Annotated in this window: 18 protein-coding genes; 11 read left to right on the plus strand and 7 right to left on the minus strand. The window is 75.7% G+C overall.

Annotated features, from left to right (window positions below):
* The first annotated feature begins 374 nt into the window (after window positions 1-374).
* Complete coding sequence (locus tag BMW62_RS18795; protein ID WP_091934199.1) at window positions 375-968, plus strand: GNAT family N-acetyltransferase; 594 nt, start codon at window positions 375-377, stop codon at window positions 966-968.
* Here the strand turns inward: BMW62_RS18795 and BMW62_RS18800 are convergent.
* The 5 genes from BMW62_RS18800 to BMW62_RS18820 all read right to left on the minus strand — a co-directional run bounded on the left by BMW62_RS18800 (window position 950) and on the right by BMW62_RS18820 (window position 6,076).
* Window positions 950-2,071 (minus strand): uroporphyrinogen-III synthase, encoded by a 1,122-nt coding sequence (locus BMW62_RS18800; protein WP_091934201.1) that lies wholly within the window; start codon window positions 2,069-2,071, stop codon window positions 950-952. The two genes, BMW62_RS18795 and BMW62_RS18800, sit on opposite strands and share 19 nt — an antisense overlap.
* 90 nt (window positions 2,072-2,161) lie before the next feature.
* On the minus strand, window positions 2,162-3,592 hold the full coding sequence (locus BMW62_RS18805; protein ID WP_091934286.1) for a PP2C family protein-serine/threonine phosphatase: 1,431 nt from the start codon (window positions 3,590-3,592) through the stop codon (window positions 2,162-2,164).
* Window positions 3,592-4,326: a GAF and ANTAR domain-containing protein gene (locus BMW62_RS18810; RefSeq protein ID WP_170852465.1), complete on the minus strand. Its 735-nt coding sequence runs from the start codon at window positions 4,324-4,326 to the stop codon at window positions 3,592-3,594. The genes BMW62_RS18805 and BMW62_RS18810 overlap by 1 nt, the downstream gene beginning before the upstream one ends.
* 116 nt (window positions 4,327-4,442) lie before the next feature.
* Window positions 4,443-5,048, minus strand: a complete 606-nt coding sequence (locus BMW62_RS18815) for a uridine kinase family protein (RefSeq protein ID WP_244524155.1) — start codon at window positions 5,046-5,048, stop codon at window positions 4,443-4,445.
* Window positions 5,027-6,076 carry an MBL fold metallo-hydrolase gene (locus tag BMW62_RS18820; protein WP_091934207.1) on the minus strand — a complete coding sequence of 350 codons (1,050 nt, stop codon included), beginning with the start codon at window positions 6,074-6,076 and terminating at the stop codon, window positions 5,027-5,029. Before BMW62_RS18820 ends, BMW62_RS18815 begins: the two co-directional genes overlap by 22 nt.
* 44 nt (window positions 6,077-6,120) lie before the next feature.
* Here BMW62_RS18820 and BMW62_RS18825 point away from each other — a divergent pair, with 44 nt between their 5' ends.
* The 7 genes from BMW62_RS18825 (at window position 6,121) to BMW62_RS18855 (ending at window position 10,386) form a co-directional block, all read left to right on the plus strand.
* A complete protein-coding gene (locus BMW62_RS18825; RefSeq protein WP_244524156.1) occupies window positions 6,121-6,621 on the plus strand; it encodes a PH domain-containing protein in 501 nt (166 codons plus the stop codon).
* Between the two features lie 434 nt (window positions 6,622-7,055).
* The gene (infC, locus tag BMW62_RS18830; protein WP_091934210.1) at window positions 7,056-7,631 is read left to right on the plus strand and encodes a translation initiation factor IF-3; all 576 of its coding nucleotides are present in this window, start codon (window positions 7,056-7,058) and stop codon (window positions 7,629-7,631) included.
* Window positions 7,632-7,726: 95 nt separating this feature from the next.
* On the plus strand, window positions 7,727-7,921 hold the full coding sequence (rpmI, locus tag BMW62_RS18835; protein ID WP_091934213.1) for a 50S ribosomal protein L35: 195 nt from the start codon (window positions 7,727-7,729) through the stop codon (window positions 7,919-7,921).
* Between the two features lie 41 nt (window positions 7,922-7,962).
* The gene (rplT, locus tag BMW62_RS18840) at window positions 7,963-8,352 is read left to right on the plus strand and encodes a 50S ribosomal protein L20 (protein ID WP_091934216.1); all 390 of its coding nucleotides are present in this window, start codon (window positions 7,963-7,965) and stop codon (window positions 8,350-8,352) included.
* A 111-nt stretch (window positions 8,353-8,463) separates the two neighbouring features.
* A complete protein-coding gene (locus BMW62_RS18845) occupies window positions 8,464-9,255 on the plus strand; it encodes a TrmH family RNA methyltransferase (protein ID WP_091934219.1) in 792 nt (263 codons plus the stop codon).
* Between the two features lie 172 nt (window positions 9,256-9,427).
* Complete coding sequence (locus BMW62_RS18850) at window positions 9,428-10,078, plus strand: TetR/AcrR family transcriptional regulator (protein WP_091934222.1); 651 nt, start codon at window positions 9,428-9,430, stop codon at window positions 10,076-10,078.
* 11 nt (window positions 10,079-10,089) lie between these two features.
* On the plus strand, window positions 10,090-10,386 hold the full coding sequence (locus tag BMW62_RS18855) for a DUF4873 domain-containing protein (protein WP_091934225.1): 297 nt from the start codon (window positions 10,090-10,092) through the stop codon (window positions 10,384-10,386).
* 13 nt (window positions 10,387-10,399) lie between these two features.
* Here the strand turns inward: BMW62_RS18855 and BMW62_RS18860 are convergent, their stop codons facing one another.
* Together BMW62_RS18860 and BMW62_RS18865 are read right to left on the minus strand one after the other, a co-directional pair.
* A complete protein-coding gene (locus BMW62_RS18860; RefSeq protein ID WP_244524157.1) occupies window positions 10,400-12,652 on the minus strand; it encodes an EAL domain-containing protein in 2,253 nt (750 codons plus the stop codon).
* A 68-nt stretch (window positions 12,653-12,720) separates the two neighbouring features.
* Window positions 12,721-13,563 carry a DMT family transporter gene (locus tag BMW62_RS18865; RefSeq protein WP_091934230.1) on the minus strand — a complete coding sequence of 281 codons (843 nt, stop codon included), beginning with the start codon at window positions 13,561-13,563 and terminating at the stop codon, window positions 12,721-12,723.
* Window positions 13,564-13,817: 254 nt separating this feature from the next.
* Here BMW62_RS18865 and pheS point away from each other — a divergent pair, with 254 nt between their 5' ends.
* Genes pheS through BMW62_RS18880 form a run of 3 tightly spaced genes read left to right on the plus strand, consistent with a single transcriptional unit; the run spans window position 13,818 to window position 18,155 of the window.
* A complete protein-coding gene (pheS, locus tag BMW62_RS18870) occupies window positions 13,818-14,900 on the plus strand; it encodes a phenylalanine--tRNA ligase subunit alpha (RefSeq protein ID WP_091934232.1) in 1,083 nt (360 codons plus the stop codon).
* A complete protein-coding gene (pheT, locus tag BMW62_RS18875; RefSeq protein ID WP_091934234.1) occupies window positions 14,897-17,359 on the plus strand; it encodes a phenylalanine--tRNA ligase subunit beta in 2,463 nt (820 codons plus the stop codon). The genes pheS and pheT overlap by 4 nt, the downstream gene beginning before the upstream one ends.
* Window positions 17,352-18,155 (plus strand): SDR family NAD(P)-dependent oxidoreductase, encoded by an 804-nt coding sequence (locus BMW62_RS18880; RefSeq protein ID WP_091934238.1) that lies wholly within the window; start codon window positions 17,352-17,354, stop codon window positions 18,153-18,155. The genes pheT and BMW62_RS18880 overlap by 8 nt, the downstream gene beginning before the upstream one ends.
* Window positions 18,156-18,240 lie beyond the last annotated feature (85 nt).

The following is an 18,240-nucleotide window of genomic DNA, read 5'->3' on the forward strand; positions in this document are numbered from 1 at the left end:
GCGCCGCAGGTGGCAGGACCAGGGGACCGCCCCGCAGAGGACGTAGGAGCCGCAGAAGGCCAGCAGCGTGAGCAGTCGCGCTCTGCCCAGCGCAGGTGGGCACAGCGTGACTTCTCGCCGGACCCTCAGGCGGTCTACCCGGGTCACCTCCTCGCCGAGGCGACCGCCGCTCGCCGACGGAGGACCACCGACCGAACCAGGTCCCGCCGCGCCACCGGCCGGCCCTGCGCCGAGGCCCGGGAGCGCGGGTCTCCGGGCCGCCGTGCGCGTGTGACCTCCCGGGAACGACTCCCTCGACCGCGATGCGGAGGGACGGTGAGGTCGCCGGTCGGCGGCCCGGCCCATCTGTCGGTGCCCGGTGCCACCATCTGTCCATGGCGATCGAGGTGCGGCCGGCGAGGAGCTTCCCCGACGTGGCGGCGGTGCTCGGCCCCAAGCGGCCGGACGCGAACGTCTGCTGGTGCCTGAGCTACCGGCTGACGACGTCGAGGGAGAACCGGGAGCTGGCCGGGCCGGCGCGGGGCGAACGGGTGCGGGAGCTGCTGGGGGAGGAGCCGCCGCCCGGCGTGCTCGCCTACGACGGCGAGGAGGTCGTCGGCTGGGCGGCGGTGCACCCGCGGGCGGACACGGGCTTCGCCCGCAACCGGAGGATCCCGCACGTGGACGACCTCGACGTCTGGTCGCTGTGGTGCGTCCGCGTCCGCCCCGGTCACCGGGGGAAGGGCATCGCCCACCACCTGGTCGCGGGCGCCGTGGAGTTCGCCCGCGCGCAAGGGGCCCCGGCGGTCGAGGCCTACCCGGTGGACAACGACGGGCGGAAGGTCGACCTGACGATGGCCTACGTCGGCACGCGGGCGCTCTTCGAGCGCGCGGGGTTCGAGAAGGTCGCCGACACCGACTCGGTGCTCAACGGCTTCCCGCGGGTGCTGGTGCGGCGGGACCTGCGGTCTCAGGTCCGGAGGCGGTAGCCGCGCTCGAGGACCGTCTCCACCACCGGTGCACCCAGCGCCGCGCGCAGCCGGGTCACCGCCATCTCCACCGCGTGCCCGTCACCGCCGCCGGGCAGCGCGGCCACCAGGTCGGCCCGGGGGACGACGTGGCCGGGCCGGCGGGCCAGCACCCGCAACACCGCCAGCTGGCCGGGTGGCAGCTCCACCAGCCGGCCGTCGACGACGGCGGCGTGGCCACGCACCTGCAGCGTGTGCGGCCCCACCTCCAGCACCGGGTCCCGCTCGGGCAGCCGGGCGACGACCTCGCGGGCGAGCGCGCCGAGGCGCGCGCGGGCGGGCTGGAAGGAGCTGATCCCGGCGGCGTCCAGCGGACCGGCCGTCACCGGGCCGACTGCGATCGCCTGCACCCGCTCGCCGAAGGCGGCGACGACGGCCTCCCGCCGGCCGGCTTCCTCGGCCACCTGGAGGAGGCTCGCCGCAGCCGGCGCGCTGGTGAAGGTGACCGCGTCGACCGCACCGGCGGCGATGCCGGCCACCAGGCGGTGCACCGGGGCGACGTCCTCGGGGAGCACCCAGCGGTACACCGGCACGGTCAGCACCTCGGCGCCGGTGTCCCGCAGCCCGGCGACGAGGTCGGGCAGCGGGTCACCGTGGAGCTGGACGGCGATCCGGCGGCCGGCCAGCGGCCCCTCGGCGCCCGACAGCAGGTGCTCGAGCACCTCGGCGGAGGACTCCGACTCCGGTGACCAGGCGTCGACCAGCCCCCCGCCGCGGATGGCGCCGCGCGCCTTGGGGCCGCGCGCCAGCACCCGGGAGCCGGACAGGTGGGCGACCAGCGGCAGGTCCCAGGCGTCGGCCGCCTCCAGCCAGCCGCGGAAGCCGACCCCGGTCGTGGCGATCACCAGGTCCACGGGCGCCGCGAGCACCCGCCGCGTGGCCGCGACCAGTTCGGTGTCGTCGGCCAGCGGGACGATGCGGATGGCCGGGGCGTAGACCACGCGGGCGCCGCGACGGTCCAGGAGCGCCCCCAGCTCCTCCTTGCGGCGGGCTGCGGTCACCGCGACGGTGTAGCCGGCCAGCGGGAGGTCGGGCCCGGCCGGCTGCTCGTCCTGCTCAGTCACATGTCTCCCTCGCGACGGTGCCCCCCATGGTGCGGCCTCGGCGTTACGGCGATGTGTCCGGCCGTCCCAGGACCCCGGCGGCGACGAAGGTCACGGCAGCTTCCACCGGGCCAGCAGCACGGAGGCATCGTCCTGCAGCAGGCCGCCCTGGTGCTCGAGCACGGCGGCGGTGAGCCGGCGGACGGTCTCCGCGGGGGGCTGACCGGCGCCGATGGCGCGGGTGAGGAACTCCGCGAGGCGCCGTTCCCCGAACCACGTCCCGCCGGCGTCGCGGGCCTCGGTGATGCCGTCGGTGTGGAGCGCCAGCCAGTCGCCGGGCTGCAGCATCTCCTCACCGATCGTCAGGCCCCGGGCCTCCAGCCCGAAGGGCACGCGCCGGCCCCCGTCGAGCTCCTTGACCACCCGGCCGCCGCGCAGCAGGAGCGGGGACGGGTGCCCGGCGTTGACGTAGCGCAGCCGCCCGGAGTCCACGTCGACCTCCCCGATCACCCCGGTCACGAACTGGCTCCCCGGAAAGCTCGCGGACACGACGTCGTCGATCGCCCGGGCCTGGTCGAACACGCTGCGGCCGTCCCGCCGGGCGCTGCGGTACCCGGCCAGCGCGGCCCCGGCCATGAGCGCCGCGTGGAGGCCGTGGCCCACCGCGTCGAAGATGCCGAGGGACACCACCTGCTCGGACAGGGCGTAGTCGAACGCGTCACCGCCGACGTCGTAGGTCGGTTCCAGCCTGCCGGCGAGCACGAAGGACTCCGTGGCCGCGGTCAGCGGGGGCAGCTGCTGCCAGATGAGCTCGGCCGAGGGCGACATGGGCCGGGTCCGCCGCGGGCGTTCCAGCCCGTCCCCGTAGACCTCCATGGAGGCGAGGACGTGCCCGAGCAGCGAGGCCAGCCACCGGCACTGGTCGCGCAGCGCCGGGTCGTCCAGGTCGGCCCCGTTCTCGACGCGGACCTCCAGCACTCCCAGCCGGTCGGCGCCGTCGACCACCGGCACCCACAGGCGCGGCCGGCCGTCCCGGTCCGAGGAGACCACCTGAACGGTGCGGAACGCCCGCCCGGCCATCGTGCTCTCCACCCCCAGCCGACGCCGGCCGGCGGTGCCGGTGGCGCCGAGCCGCACGAGGCAGCGCTGCTCGTGGTCGATGCGGTGGACGGTGACCTCGACGCCGAGCATCCGGCCGGCGGCCACGACGAGGCCGGGGATCCGCTCCGGCGGCGCGGTGCCCGCCACCTCCAGGAGGGCGAGGACCGCGGCCAGCGGGCCGGTGGCCGGCCGCCCGGCCCGGATGGTCCGCGTGTAGGGCACCCGGTGGCGGGTGAGGAGCTCGTCGAGCCGCTCGTTGACGGCGTGCGCCAGGAGGTCGTGCTGGGCGGACGGGACGGGTGCGAGGCCGTGGAGGTAGGCGTCGACCTCCATGAGATCGGCGGTGCCGCCGAGGGCGAAGTACCGCACCCACAACTGCTCGAGGCTGAGGTCGGCGTGCGCGTAGCCGGCCGCCAGGGCCGGGTGCTGCGCGTCCTGCATCACAGCCGGCGGCGGCGGGCGGCGGAGTCGACCACCGCGCGGGCGGTGTCGGCGAGGACGACGCCCTCGTCCCGGCTACGGGAGAAGAGCATGCGCACGGCGGTGTCCTCGTCCACGGCATGGCGCCCCATGAGCACGCCCTTGGCCATGCCCACCAGATCCCGGTCGCGCACCGCCTGCCGCATGCCCTCGCTGAGCCGCCGGGCCCGGTCGTGGGACTGGACGTTCGCGACGAGGAACGCGGCCTGGGCGGAGAACAGCGAGAGCAACTGCTCGCTGCGCCGGTCGAACACGCCGGGACGGTCGGCGTACACCTTGATGGCGCCCAGCGCGGCGTTCCCGGCGAGGAGGGGAGCGCTCAGCGCGGCTCGCAGACCCAGGGAGTCGGCCGCATCGGTCCACCGCGGCCAGCGGCGTTCCTGCCGCAGGTCGTCGACGCGGACCACCTCGCGGGCAGCCGTCGCGGCCAGGCAGGGACCTTCGTCCAGCTCGTACTGCAGTGCGTCGGCCTCCCGCACCCGGTCGTCCGTCGACCCCGACGAGACGCGGTGCGGGCCCTCGATCACCGAGATGCCGGCCCCGCAGGAGGCCGGCACGGTCTCGTGGGCGAGCGAGCTGAGCAGGCTCAGCGACGTCTCGACGGTCTCCTCCGACAGCAGGAGACCCGACATCCGGGCGAACACCCCGGCGAGTTCTTCGGTGAGGGGCAGGTCCGGACTTGCGGTTCGCTTCACGAGGCGCCTTCCACGGACGGCGCGCGGCCGGATTCTCGACCCGGCGTCGTCCCCGTGGACGCATACGCACAGGAACCGCATCGCAAACGTCGCGGGTCCACCGCGCCCGCGCGGCCTCAGGACCGCAGGACGAACCCGTCGGGTGGACCGTCCGCTGCGCCGTCCACGCGGAGGTCGGCCCGCCGGCGGGTGTCCTCGGTGGCGAACGCCGCCGCCTCGGTGACCAGCCACCGGCGCCACTCCTCGGCCATGCCCTCGCCGTCGCGGGCCAGCCCGCGGGCCAGCCGGACCGGCTCGGGAGCCTCGACCCAGACGCGCGTCGCCGTCCACGGATCGAGGCGCCGCGAGGCGCTGCCGCAGCCCTCCACCAGCAGTGCCGGTCCCGGCGGGACCGGCACCAGGTCGGCGCAGAACCGGCCGGCCGCCCAGTCGTAGCGGTGGTAGGCGCCCGCCCTGCCTTCCGCCAGCGGGCGCAGCACACCCGCTGCCAGCCGGGACACCGCGCCGGTCAGCGTCCAGCCGGCGTAGAGGTCGTCCATGTGCACGACCGGGGTCCCACGACCGAGCGCAGCGGCGAGCCGGGCCGCGAAGGTGGTCTTGCCCGAGCCCGCCGGGCCGTCCACGACCACCAGGCGGGTGCCCCCGAGCCGCGGGGCGAGGGAGAGCGTGCGGTCGGCCATCGCGGCGTAGGTCTGCCCGGTCAGCGGACGGCCAGGGTCCACGTGGGTACCTCGCCGCCGTCGCCGACCACCAGCCCCCGGCTGGCGAGCAGCCGCAGGTGCGCATCGGTCTCGGTGACCGCGAAGATCCGCATCCGCCGCGCGTACTGCTCCCACGGGCGCGACCACGTCAGGTGCGCCGCGAGGTCCCATGGCGTCGAGCCGGGGTGCTCGCGGATCGCGCCGAGCAGTTCGGTCAGCCGACGCTCGTGGTGGGCGGTCAGCGCGTCGGTCCGCTCGGCCAGGCCGCGGAAGCGCCACTCGTGCCCGGGCAGCACCTCGCTCGGGTCGAGGTCGCGCACGGCGGCGAGGGAGTCGAGGTAGTCCCGCAGGGGGTCGGCGGAGCCGCCGGTGGTGCTCGAGACGTTCGGGCTGATGCGCGGCAGCACGTGGTCCCCGGAGAAGAGCAGCCCGGTGCGCTCCTCGGCGAAGCACAGGTGACCGGGCGTGTGCCCGGGCGTGTGAACGGCGCGCAGCGTCCACCCGGGGAAGGCGGCGTGGTCGCCGTCCTCCAGCAGGCGGTCGGGCACGGCCATGCGGTGGAAGCCGGACAGGTTCTCCGCACCACCCACGTCGCCCAGCGCCTCCTCGAGGGGAGCGCCCAGCCGGACGAGAAAGGCCACCTCGGCGTCGACGGCGGCCTGCGCCTCGGTGGCGGTCAGCCGGCGGACGGCGTCGGCGTCGGCCGGGTGCATGGCCACCCACGCGCCGCTGGCCTCGCGCACGCGGGCGGCCAGGCCGAGGTGGTCGAAGTGCAGGTGGGTGACGAGCACGCCGCGGACGTCGGCGATCGAGCCGCCGACGGAGGCCAGCCCCTCGGTCAGCGCCGACCAGCCGGCCTCGCTCTCCCACCCGGTGTCGAGCAGGCCCAGCCCGCCGCCGTCCAGGGCGAAGACGTAGACGTTCACGTAGCGCAGCGGGTTGTGCGGGATCGGGACCGGCACCGACCACAGGTCCTCGCGCAACTGCTCGACCGGGGGAAGGGAGCGCTGCTCCCACGCCGTGCGCTGGGCGGTGCCGGTGGTCTCCACGACACCTCACTCTGCCAGCCGGGTCCGGCGCGCCGGCTGTCACCATGGGGCTCGTGAGCGGTTCCCACGATCCCCTGCCCGCCGTCTCGGCCGTCCCGCACCGGTTGCGGCTTCTGCTGGCCGTCCTCGCCGGCGTCATCGCGGTGGTGGGCCTCCTGGTCGCGCTGAGCCTGCCCTCGACCGAGAACACCGTGGTCGCCTACGGCCCGGTCGACCAGATCGCGATCGCCGGCCTGGGCCTGGTGCTCGCCGCGGGGGTGCTCGCCTTGGGGCGGTCGCGGGTCGACGCCGACGGGCACGGCATCCACGTCCGCAACCTCCTCGTGCACCACCGGTTGCCGTGGACGGCGGTGCGCGCGGTCCGGTTCGAGCGGACGTCGGCCTGGGGGTCGCTCGCCCTGGAGAACGGCGACGAGATCTCGCTGCACGCGCTGCAGGCCGCCGACGGCGAGCGCACCGTGCGTGCCGTCGAGGACCTGCGGGCCCTGCACGCCGCCGCCCGGGCGAACGACCCGGTCAGGCCGCCGCTGCTCTACGACGACTGAAGAAGGACCCTCCTGCCCCCCACCACTCGCAGGCTCGTGGCGGGGCCCTGCAGGAGGGCCGTTCCAGCACGTCACCTGGCCGTTCCTGCACGTCACCGAGGGGCCGTTCCAGCACGCCCGGGTGGGGGGGAATGACCACGGGCGCCGGGACGCTGTAGCATGGGCGTGCCTCCCCGCTACATGAGGCGCGCGAACCACCAGCGGCCCCGCCCCGGGCCGCTATCCAAGAGGAGCCCGCTCCCACCTGACGCCGCCCAGGCGCCCAGGTCCCGGATCGCGAGAACCGGCCACCGGTCGGTGATCGCGTGCGCACGACCCCACGGGTCGTGGGCCACCGGCGAGTGGGCCCCGTGAGCAGCTGCTCCCGGGGCCTTTTCCCGTCGGCGCCCGGGTGGGCCAGCGACTCCTCCCACGCAGCAGCGTAAGGAGAGGCCATCACCGAGCCCCGCATCAACGACCGCATCCGAGTCCCCGAGGTCCGCCTGGTCGGGCCCGAGGGCGAGCAGGTCGGCATCGTGTCGATCGGCGAGGCGCTGCGCCTGGCACAGGACTCCGAGCTCGACCTGGTCGAGGTCGCTCCCATGGCCCGGCCGCCCGTCGCCAAGCTCATGGACTACGGGAAGTTCAAGTACGAGTCCGCCCAGAAGGCCCGCGAGGCCCGGCGGAACCAGGCGCTCACCGTCATCAAGGAGATGCGGCTGCGCCTCAAGATCGACCCGCACGACTACGAGACCAAGAAGGGCCACGTCGAGCGCTTCCTCAAGGGCGGCGACAAGGTCAAGATCACCGTGATGTTCCGAGGCCGCGAGCAGTCGCGCCCGGAGATGGGCTACCGCCTCCTCCAGCGGCTGGCCGCCGACGTCAGCGAGCTGGGCGTCGTCGAGTCCAACCCGAAGCAGGACGGCCGGAACATGGTCATGGTGATCGCCCCGCACAAGGGCGCGCAGACCGCGCAGGAGAAGCGCCGGGCCAAGGTCGACCAGGCCGAGGAGCAGGCGCCCAGCGCCTGACCGGCCCAGCAGGACCAGCACCACCGAAGACGGCCGGTGCGTGCGGCAGCTCGACGCTGCCGCGCGCCCGGCACCAGACGACAGGGACCGAGGACATGCCGAAGCAGAAGACCCACAAGGGCACCGCCAAGCGGGTGCGCATCACGGGCACCGGGAAGCTCATGCGCGAGCAGGCGAACAACCAGCACAAGTTCGAGCACAAGTCCGGGACCCGCAAGCGCCGGCTGGACCGGGACCAGGTCGTCTCCCCGGCCGACGCCAAGAACCTGAAGAAGCTCCTGGGCCTCTGAGCGCCCCTCCCACCGACCTTTAGAAAGACAGGAGCACTCACGTGGCACGCGTGAAGCGGGCGGTCAACGCCCAGAAGAAGCGCCGGACGACCCTCGAGGCCGCCAGCGGCTACCGCGGTCAGCGTTCGCGGCTGTACCGCAAGGCCAAGGAGCAGATCCTCCACTCGGCGACCTACAGCTACCGCGACCGCAAGGCGCGCAAGGGCGACTTCCGCAAGCTGTGGATCACCCGGATCAACGCCGCGGCCCGCCTCAACGACATGACCTACAACCGGTTCATGCAGGGGCTGAAGCTCGCCGAGATCGAGCTGGACCGCCGCGTCCTCGCCGAGCTCGCCGTCAACGAGCCCGCCGCCTTCGCCGCCCTGGTGGAGACCGCCCGGGCCGCGCTCGCCGCCAACCCCGAAGCGACCGGCAAGCAGGCCGCTTGATCGAGGCCCCGCCTGCTCTCTGCAGGCAGGGCGACCGACGCCGTCGGTGACCGACCCCTCGGGGCCTGGCACCGGCGGCGTCGGCGTCTGCACGACCACGGAGGAGACCGCGTGACCGAGCTGCTCACAGAGCGGTCCGCGCGCATCGCCGCCGCGCGCAAGCTCACCCGCCGCGCCGGCCGGGACGCCGCCGGGCTGTTCCTCGCCGAAGGGCGGCAGGCCGTCGCCGAGGCGCTGGCCGACCCGGCCGGCGTGCGGGAGGTCTTCGCCACCGAGGCCGCGGCCACCGCGCACGCCGACCTGCTGGCCTCCGCACAGGTGCCCGTGCGGCTGGTCACCGACAAGGCCGCCGCCGGGCTGTCGGAGACGGTCACGCCGCAGGGGCTGGTGGCGGTCTGCGCGCTGCGCGACGTCCCCGCCGGGACGCTGACCACGGCGCCGCCGAGGCTCGCCGTCGCGCTCGCCGAGCTGGCCGATCCCGGGAACGCGGGCACCGTGCTGCGGACGGCGGACGCCTGCGGGGCGGGTGCGGTGGTGTTCGGCGCGGGCTCGGCCGACCCCTACGGCGGGAAGGCGGTGCGGTCCAGCGCCGGCAGCCTGTTCCACCTGGACGTCGTCCGCGGGACGCCGCTGGGCACGCTGCTGCCGGAGCTGCGCGCGTCTGGGGTGACCGTGCTCGCGGCCGACGGCGGGGGAGAGGTGGAGCTCCCGGCGCTCGTCACCGGCGGGCGGCTGGCCGGGCCGGTGCTCTGGCTGTTCGGCAACGAGGCCCGCGGCGTGCCGCCCGAGCTCGCGGAGCTGGCCGACGCGCGGGTCCGCATCCCCATGCGCGGGCGTGCGGAGAGCCTCAACCTGGCCGCCGCCGCCGCGATCTGCCTCTACACCACCCAGCTCGCCCAGTAGGGGTCTGCCCGCCCCACCCGGAGCGGCAGGAGCCGTGCGGGCAGCGCTTCCCGATCGCCAGGAGCCTTCCTGGTGTCCCACCGCGCTCCGGGCGGGAGGATGGTGGTCACAGGCGGGCTCCCCGGCACGACGCCCAGGGCCGCGAGAGAAGGTAGCTGTTACCGTGAAACACATGCAAGAGGTGGCCGAAGCGCCCGCGACCGCACCGACGGACGGGCGCCGCTCCCGGTGGACCGAGCACCGGCGCGCGCGCCGGGAGGATCTCGTCGGGGCGGCCGTCGAGGCGGTGCGCCTGGCCGGTCCCGACTTCTCCGTCGACGACGTCGCGCGCAGCGCCGGCGTCTCGAAGACGGTCATCTACCGCTACTTCAGCGACAAGGACGAGTTGATCGACGCCGTCCTCGAGCGGATCTCCCAGGCCGTCCTGCTGCCGCGGCTGCTGGGCGAGCTGACCGCCGACCGCGGCGACGACCGGGCGCAGCTGCGGGCGGTGATCGCAGCCTTCGTCTCGCTGATCGAGGACGAGCCCGCGCTCTACCGCTTCGCCTACGCGCAGGCCGGGCGAGCGGGCCGGGCCGACCTGGTCGCCGCCACCGAGCACGCCGTCGCCACCGCGCTCGGCGGTCTGCTGGCCGTGCGGCTGACCGAGGCCGGCCGCCCGGCCGACGGGGCGATGACCTGGGCCTACGGGGTGGTGGGCATGGTGCAGCTGGCGACGCACTGGTGGTCGGGGGACCGGAGGGTCTCCGCCGCCGATCTGGTCGACCAGCTCACCGACCTGGCCGACCGCGGGCTGACCACGCTGCTCCCCCCACGCGGCTGAGGGGGCGAACGGTGCACGAGCGCGAGGAGCCGGAGGGCTACGAGGGGGAGGTGACCGTTGCCGTCGAGGGCGCGGAACCCCGGACGGCGCGCGCCGCGCTGGCTGCCCGCTTCGACCCGCTCGCGGGCTCGGTGATCTGGTCCGGGCGGGTCGCGGTCGCGGTTGGGCCGCGCACCCGGCTGGAGCTCACCACGCCCCACGGCAGCTCGGTCGCCGAGGCCACCGAGAGCGACCCCTGGGGCAACACCCGGTTGCGCGGCGTCGGGCGCCCGCCGTTCCCGGTCGGGCTGCTCGACGTCGGCGCCTGACAGCAGGCCGGGATCAGCTCGGCGAGACGGGCAGCCGCCCGGCCGCGCGCTCGGCCACCGCCAGCAGCCCGGTGACGTCGTCGCCGTCGGCGGGGAAGCACGCGGCACCGGTGCTGATCTCGGTGACCACGGGCGCGCCGGCGAGGAGGACGGGGCCGCAGGCAGCCTCCGCCAGCTCGGCCCGGACCCGAGCCGCCTCCCGGCCGGCGCTGCCGGCCGCGAGCCCCGGCAGCACGACCACGAACGAGTCGCGGGCCCAGCGCGCCACCAGGTCGCCGCGCCGCAGCCGTGCGCGGAGGCGCTGACCCGTGGCGGCGAGCAACTGCTCGGCGGCGGTCGACCCGTAGCGCTCCTCGATCGACGTGAAGCCGTCGACGGCGACCACGACCAGCGCCACGGCGTCGCCGGCGCAGCGCGCGTTCCACAACGCGGTCTCGGTCTGCTCCTCCACGTGCCGGCGGGTGGACAGCCCGGTGAGCGGGTCGGTGACCGACAGCTCCTCGATCCGGGCCAGGTACCCGCGGGTGCGGTCGCGCTCCTGCTCCAGCGCCCGCTGCGCCCTCACCTGCTCGGTGACGTCGACCTGGACGCCGATGTACTGCACGACAGCCCCGGTCGCGTCCGTCACGGGCGCCAGGTGCAGCTCGTTGTACCAGGGCGTGCGGTCGGGCCCGCGGTGGTTCACCAGCACCTCGCGGCACTCCTCGCCGGCGGCGATGGCGGCCCGGATGCGGGCCAAGGCGCCCGGGTCGGTGTCCGGCCCCTGCAGGAACCGGCAGTTGCGGCCCAGCAGCTCCTCGCCCGGCATCCCGGCGAGCCGTTCGAACGCCGGGTTGATGTAGACCAGCGGCTGGTCGGGGAGCCGGACGTCGACGAGGCACACGCCGCTCGGGGTGGCCTCGAGTGCACGGCGCACCAGGGTGGCGTCGCCGAGCCGCTCCGCGCCCATGGTCACCGGAGCGGTGGTCGCCGGGGTCGCGGGCCGCACCGGGGCGGCCGGGGTCGCCCGGTGGGCGCGCGGCGCCACCCGGCCGAGCAGGCTGCGCGCCGCGCGGACGGCGACGTCGCGGTCGTAGGTCAGGGCGTACTCGAACTCCCGGTGCAGGTCCGGACCGGTCGTGCCGAGGTCGCGGGCCAGCAGGGCCACGCTGAAGTGCGGGGCCAGCACGACGACGTCCCACTCGCCGCGCACCGGGTCGTCGACGGCGAGATCAGTGCCGCGCAGGCCGGGCAGCGGCTCGGCGGGGAGCCCCTCGCCGAGGGCGCACACGAAGCCGGTGCGCTCGACCAGGTCGCGGTAGCGCTGCGTCGTCGACGGGGTGAAGTGGCGGGCCTCCTGGAAGGTCGCGGTGACCACGCAGGTCTCGCCGAGGCGCATCGCCTCCCGCTCCAACTGCTTGCTGAGCTCGATGAGCAGCGCCTTCGGGGATCGGCGCAGCACGGTGCCGGCGGGCAGGCAGGCGAAAGGGGAGCCCGGCTCGCAGTCGGTCGCGGCGTCCTCGACCGGCGGCGGCAGCGAGCCGAGGGGGCGGTCGCAGGCGGGCTCCGGCGCGGGGCGGCCGAACAGCCACCCCTGGCCCAGGGTGGCCCCGAGCGCCCGGGCCATGGCCAGGTGGGTGTCGTTCTCGATACCCTCGGCGAGCACGGCGGCGCCGGTCGCCTGCGCGTAGGCGTTGACCGCGTTCATGATCTCGGCGATGGCCGGGCCGGGCCGCTCCTGCACCAGCCGAAGGTCGAGCTTGACCACGTCGGGGCGCAGGATCGGCATGAAGGCCAGCGACATCGCGTCGGCGCCGACGTCGTCCAGGGCGACGCCCCAGCCGAGCTCGCGGACGCGGGCGACGGTGCGGAGCAGCTCGGCCGGCCGGGTGGCCAGCGCCCGTTCGGTGATCTCCAGGACCACGCGCAGCCCGCCGGGGGCTTCGGCGGCGATCGCCAGCAGCTCGTCGAGGGGCGCGGTGTCGAGGACCTCCGGCTCCACGTTCACGAACAGGGCGATCGGCGCGGGCAGCCCGTGCCGCACCGCGCCGGAGAAGGCGGCGACCCGGCAGGCGGCGTCCAGCTCGGCCAGCGCACCGGCTTCGCGGGCGGCGGCGAAGAGCAGGTCGGGGCGCTGCAGCGGACCCTCGGGGCCCCGCGCGAGGGCCTCGTAGGCGACGACCGCGCCGCTGTCGAGCTCGACGATGGGCTGGAAGACGCTGCGCACGCCACCGGGGCGGAGGGCGGCGGCGAGGGCTGCGTCGGTGTCAGGGCGCACAGGGCTCACGGACGGCTCATCGGCCCCGGGGAGTGCGGGCCGGAGCCGGGTCCCGGGAGCCTGCCCCGAAGGGGTGGTCAGCCGGGCAGCGTGATGAGGACGACGGCGGTCGCCGCGGTGGCGAGGCCGGCCACCTGGGCGGGCACCAGGCGCTCGCGCAGCACGAGTTGGGCGAGCACGACCGTGCTCACCGGGTACAGCGAGGCGAGCACCCCGGTGATGGCCAGCTGCCCGCCCTGCTGGGTGGCGAGCAGGAACAGCGCGTTGGCCGTCATGTCGCCGAGGCCGGAGACCAGCACCAGCGGCAGCGCGGCCCGTCCCGGCCGCAGCACCTGGTGGGTGGCCAGCGCGACGCCGACCACGAGCGCCACCGAGGCGACCCGGGCAGCCGCCAGCGGGGTGAGGCCGGCGCCGGCCGAGGTGCGGTCCAGCAGCACGAAGAACAGGCCGAAGGCCGTGCCGGCGACCAGCGCCGGGGCGAGGCTGGGTGCCCGGGCCCCGCGGAGCGCCCGCAGACCGCCCTCGGCCGAGACGAGCACCACCGCGGCGAGGGCCAGCAGGATGCCCGCCGTCGCCCACGGGCCGATGCGCTCGCCGCCGAGGACCCCGACCAGCACCGGGACGGCGGCGGCGGTGAGGGCGGTGACCGGGGCGATCACGCTCATCACGCCGCCGGCGAGCGCACGGAAGAAGACCAGCAGCCCGGCGGAACCGGCGAGCCCCGCGGCGGCGCCCCACGCCAGGTCCGCGGCGGTGACCGGCCCGCCGAGCCAGGGCAGCAGCACGACCAGCGCGAGCAGGCCGGCGGCCTGGGAGACCGCGACGACGCCGAAGACCGACGCCCGGCGGCTGGCGAGCCCGCCCAGGAAGTCGGCGGCCCCGTAGACGACCGCGGACGCCAGCGCGAGCACGACCGCCACCGCCCACCTCCGGCCCGCTCGTCCACGATCAGCCTCACCTGATCATGGCGTGTCCTCCCTCGGCGTCTGCGGTGGGGGAGGACGCCGTGCGGTGAGGGCGGACGCGGTCACCGGCGACGCCGCGTGGTGAGGGTGGACGCGGTCGCCCGGGACGCTGCGCGGTGGGGGAGGACGCCGGTGCCGGTGACGCCGCGTCGTCCTCGCAGCGGAACCCAGGCGCGCGCGGGGGCGGACGCCGGGCAGAATGGCCTCCCGTGTCTGGCGCCAACGATCCCTACGACCCCAAGCAGGTCGCCGCCCTCTCGCCCGAGGCCCTCGACGAGGCGGTGCGCGCCGCGCTCGGAGCGTTCGCGGCGGCCGCGGACCTGGAGGCGCTGGCCGCCGTCCGCCCGGCCCACCTGGGCGACCGCGCCCCGGTGCTGCTCGCCCGGCGGGAGCTGGGTGCGCTGCCCCCGGCCGCGCGCAGCGACGCCGGCAAGCGGGTGAACGCCGCCCGGGTCGCGGTCACCGAGGCCTACGAGGCGCGCCGGGCCGAGCTGGAGGCCGAGCGCGACGCACGGGTGCTGGCCGAGGAGCGGGTCGACGTCACGCTGCCGTGGGACCGCACCCCGCGCGGCGCCCGGCACCCGCTGACCACTCTGATCGACCGGATCGCCGACATCTTCGTCGGCATGGGCTACGAGGTGGCCGACGGCCCGGAGCTCGAGGCGGAGTGGCTGAACTTCGACGCGCTCAACTTCGGCCCCGACCACCCGGCCCGGTGGCTCTCGGACACGTTCTTCGTCGCGGGTGGGCGGGACGGGGACGAGGACTCCGGCCTGGTGCTGCGCACGCACACCAGCCCGGTGCAGGCGCGCACGATGCTCGAGCGGGAGCCGCCCATCTACGTCGTCGCCCCGGGGCGGGTGTACCGCACCGACGAGCTCGACGCGACGCACCTGCCGGTCTTCCACCAGGTCGAGGGCCTGGCCGTGGACCGCGGGCTCACCATGGCCCACCTGCGCGGCACCCTGGACCACCTGGCCCGCCAGCTGTTCGGCCCGGACGCCCGCACCCGGTGGCGGCCGCACTTCTTCCCCTTCACCGAGCCCTCGGCCGAGTTCGACGTCTGGTTCCCCGAGCACCGCGACGGCCCGCAGTGGGTCGAGTGGGGCGGCTGCGGGATGGTCAACCCGCGGGTGCTGCGCGCCTGCGGCGTCGACCCCGACACCTACACCGGCTTCGCCTTCGGCATGGGCATCGAGCGGGCGCTGCAGTTCCGGTCGGCCCTCTCGGACATGCACGACATCGCGGAGGCGGATGTCCGCTTCACCAGCGTCTTCGGAGTTGAGCAGTGAAGGTCCCCGTCAGCTGGCTGTCCGAGCTCGTCGACCTCCCGGCCGGCATCACCGTCGAGGAGCTCGACGCCGCCTTCGTCCGGCTCGGCTTCGAGGTGGAGGACGTCGTCCGCCCGCCGGTGACCGCCGGCCCCCTCGTCGTCGGCCGGGTGCTGGAGATCGAGGAGCTCACCGGCTTCAAGAAGCCGATCCGCTACTGCCAGGTCGAGGTGGGGGAGCCCGAGCCGCGGGGCATCGTCTGCGGCGCCCGGAACTTCGCCGTCGGCGACCTGGTGGTCGCCGCGCTGCCCGGTGCGGTGCTCCCCGGCGACTTCGCCATCGCCGCGCGGAAGACCTACGACCACGTCTCCGACGGAATGATCTGCTCGGTCCGCGAGCTCGGCATCGGCGAGGACCACGCCGGCATCCTGGTGCTCGGGCAGGGCGGTTACGTGCCGGGTACGCCGGCCACTGACGTCCTCGGCCTGGAGGACGTCGTCTTCGACCTCGAGGTGACGCCGGACCGCGGCTACGCCATGTCGATGCGCGGGATCGCCCGCGACCTGGCCGGCGTGCTCGGCGTGACCTGGCGCGACCCGGCCGACCTGCCGCTGCCGGACTGGCCCGGCGCGCCGGCGTGGGAGGTCACCGTCGCCGACCCCGACCGCTGCGACCGGTTCTCCATGCTCGCCGTGGAGGACCTCGACCCGGCCGCGCCCAGCCCCTGGCCGCTGCGCCGCCGGCTGGCCCAGTGCGGCATCCGCAGCATCTCGCTCGCCGTCGACGTCACCAACTACGTGATGCTCGAGCTCGGCCAGCCGATGCACGCCTTCGACCGGACCACCGTCACCGGTCCGATCACGGTCCGCCGGGCGACGGCGGGGGAGCGGCTCACCACCCTGGACGGCGCCGACCGCGCGCTGACCGACGACGACCTGCTCATCACCGACGAGTCGGGCCCCATCGGGCTGGCCGGGGTCATGGGCGGTGCGTCGACCGAGATCGGGGACGCGACCGGCGCGGTGCTGCTGGAGGCCGCGCACTGGGAGCCGAACGGCATCTCCCGCGGCGTGCGGCGGCACCGGCTGCCCAGCGAGGCCGGCAAGCGCTTCGAGCGGGGCACCGACCCCGAGGTCACCGTCGTCGCGCTCGCCCGGGCCGCGGCCCTGCTCGCCGAGCACGGTGGTGCGCGGGTCGTCGGCGCACCGGTCGACGTCGACACCCGCACGCCGCGGGAGTCGATCGCGATCGACGCCGGGCTGCCCGGCCGGATCGCCGGCGTGCCCTACACCCGCGCCGAGGTGCTCGAGGTGCTGACCGCGATCGGCGCCGAGGTGACCGGCGACGGCGACGCCCTGCGCGTGACCCCGCCGTCCTGGCGCGGCGACCTGCTGGAGCCGGCCGACCTGGTCGAGGAGGTCGTGCGCTTTCGCGGGTTCGACGAGATCCCCTCGATCCTGCCCACCGCCCCGCCCGGCGGCGGGCTCACCGAGCGCCAGCGCCGCCGCCGCAGCATCGGCCGGGCGCTGGCCGAGGCCGGCTACGTGGAGGCTCCCGCGTTCCCGTTCACCGGCCCGGCGCAGCTCGACGCGCTCGGGCTCCCCGCGGACGACGACCGGCGCCGGGTGATCACCGTGCGCAACCCGCTGTCGGAGGAGGCCCCGGCACTGCGCACCACGCTGCTGCCCGGCCTGCTCGCCGCGCTCGGCCGCAACCTGGCCCGCGGGCTCCGCGACGTCGCCCTGTTCGAGCACGGCTCGGTGTTCCCCGGTGGGGACGGCGCACCCGCGCCGCTGCCCGGGGCCGACCGCCGTCCGGACGACGCCACGCTCGCGGCGCTCCTGGGTGCGGTGCCGGCGCAACCGTGGCACGTCGCGGTGGCGCTGACCGGGCACCGCGAGCCGCGTGGCTGGTGGGGGCCGGGCCGGCCGGCCGCGTGGGCCGATGCCGTGCAGGCCGCGCGCGTGGTGGCCGCGGCCGCCGGAGCCGAGCTCACCGTCGAGCAGGCCGAGCGGGCCCCGTGGCACCCCGGCCGGTGCGCCGCGCTGCTGGTCGGCGGCCAGGTCATCGGGTACGCGGGCGAGCTGCACCCCAAGGTGTGCGAGGTCCTCGGCCTGCCGGCCCGCACCGCGGTGATGGAGCTGGACGCCGACGCGCTGCCCGAGCCGACCGTGGCCCAGGCGCCGTCGATCTCGACCTTCCCACCGGTGCTCATCGACCTCGCCCTCGTGGTGGCCGACGACATCCCCGCCGCCGACGTCGCCGCGGCGCTGCGGGAGGGCGCCGGTGAGCTGCTGGAGCACCTGCGCCTCTTCGACGTCTACACCGGCGCGCCGGTGCCGGCCGGGTCGCGGTCGCTGGCGTACGCGCTGACGTTGCGGGCGCCGGACCGGACGCTCACCAGCGAGGAGGCCACCGCGGTGCGCGACGCGGCGATGGCGGCCGCCGCCGCGGCGACCGGGGCGCAGCCCCGTGCCTGAGCTGGAGGGGGTTGCGCTCGTCACGGGGGCGTCCACGGGCATCGGCCGGCACCTGGTCGAGGGGCTGGCGCGCCGAGGGATGGCCGTGGCCGGGCTGGCCCGCGGCGACGAGCGGCTGCGCGCGGCCATGGCCGAGGTCGCCGACGCCACCGGGGGCCGCACGCTGGCCGTGGCCGCCGACGTCACCGATCAGGCCTCGGTCGAGGCCGCGGTGGGCGAGGTGCGGGAGCAGCTGGGGCCGGTCGACCTGCTGGTGAACAACGCGGGGCTGATCGACGAGGCCGAGGTGCCGCTGTGGGAGGCCGACCCCGAGCAGTGGTGGGACGTCGTCAGCAGCCACCTGCGGGGCAGTTTCCTGCTCAGCCGCGCCGTCGTCCCGTGGATGCTGCTGCGCAACCGCGGCCGGGTGGTGAGCATCGCCAGCGGGATGAGCACCCGCGCCAACCCCGACTACTCGGCCTACTCGGTCGCCAAGACCGGGCTGATGCGGATCACCGAGTCCCTCGTGCTCGCGCTCGAGGGCTCCGACGTCCGGGCCTTCGACGTGGCACCCGGGGTCGTCGACACCCCGATGACCCGGTCGATGCGCATGTGGCAGGGGTTCGAGGACTGGACGCCGCCGGAGAAGGTCGTCGAGATCGTCGCGGCGATCGCGGCGGGCGACCTCGACCGGTGGTCGGGCCGGTTCGTGCGCGCGGGGAAGGACGACCTCGAGACCCTGCGCTCGGTGACCCCGGAGGGCACCGCCCGGCAGCTGCGGCTGCGTCCCTACGGCGACACCGACCCGCTGGCGTGAGCACCGCCGGCGGTCGCCTCCCACGGGCGTCGTGCGCCACGTAGGGTTCCTGGTGACGAGCTGTCGGTAGGTGCGTCTCGCGCCG

Origin of the sequence: Blastococcus sp. DSM 46786 (assembly GCF_900109665.1) — a bacterium.
GTDB classification, from domain to species: Bacteria; Actinomycetota; Actinomycetes; order Mycobacteriales; family Geodermatophilaceae; genus Blastococcus; species Blastococcus carthaginiensis.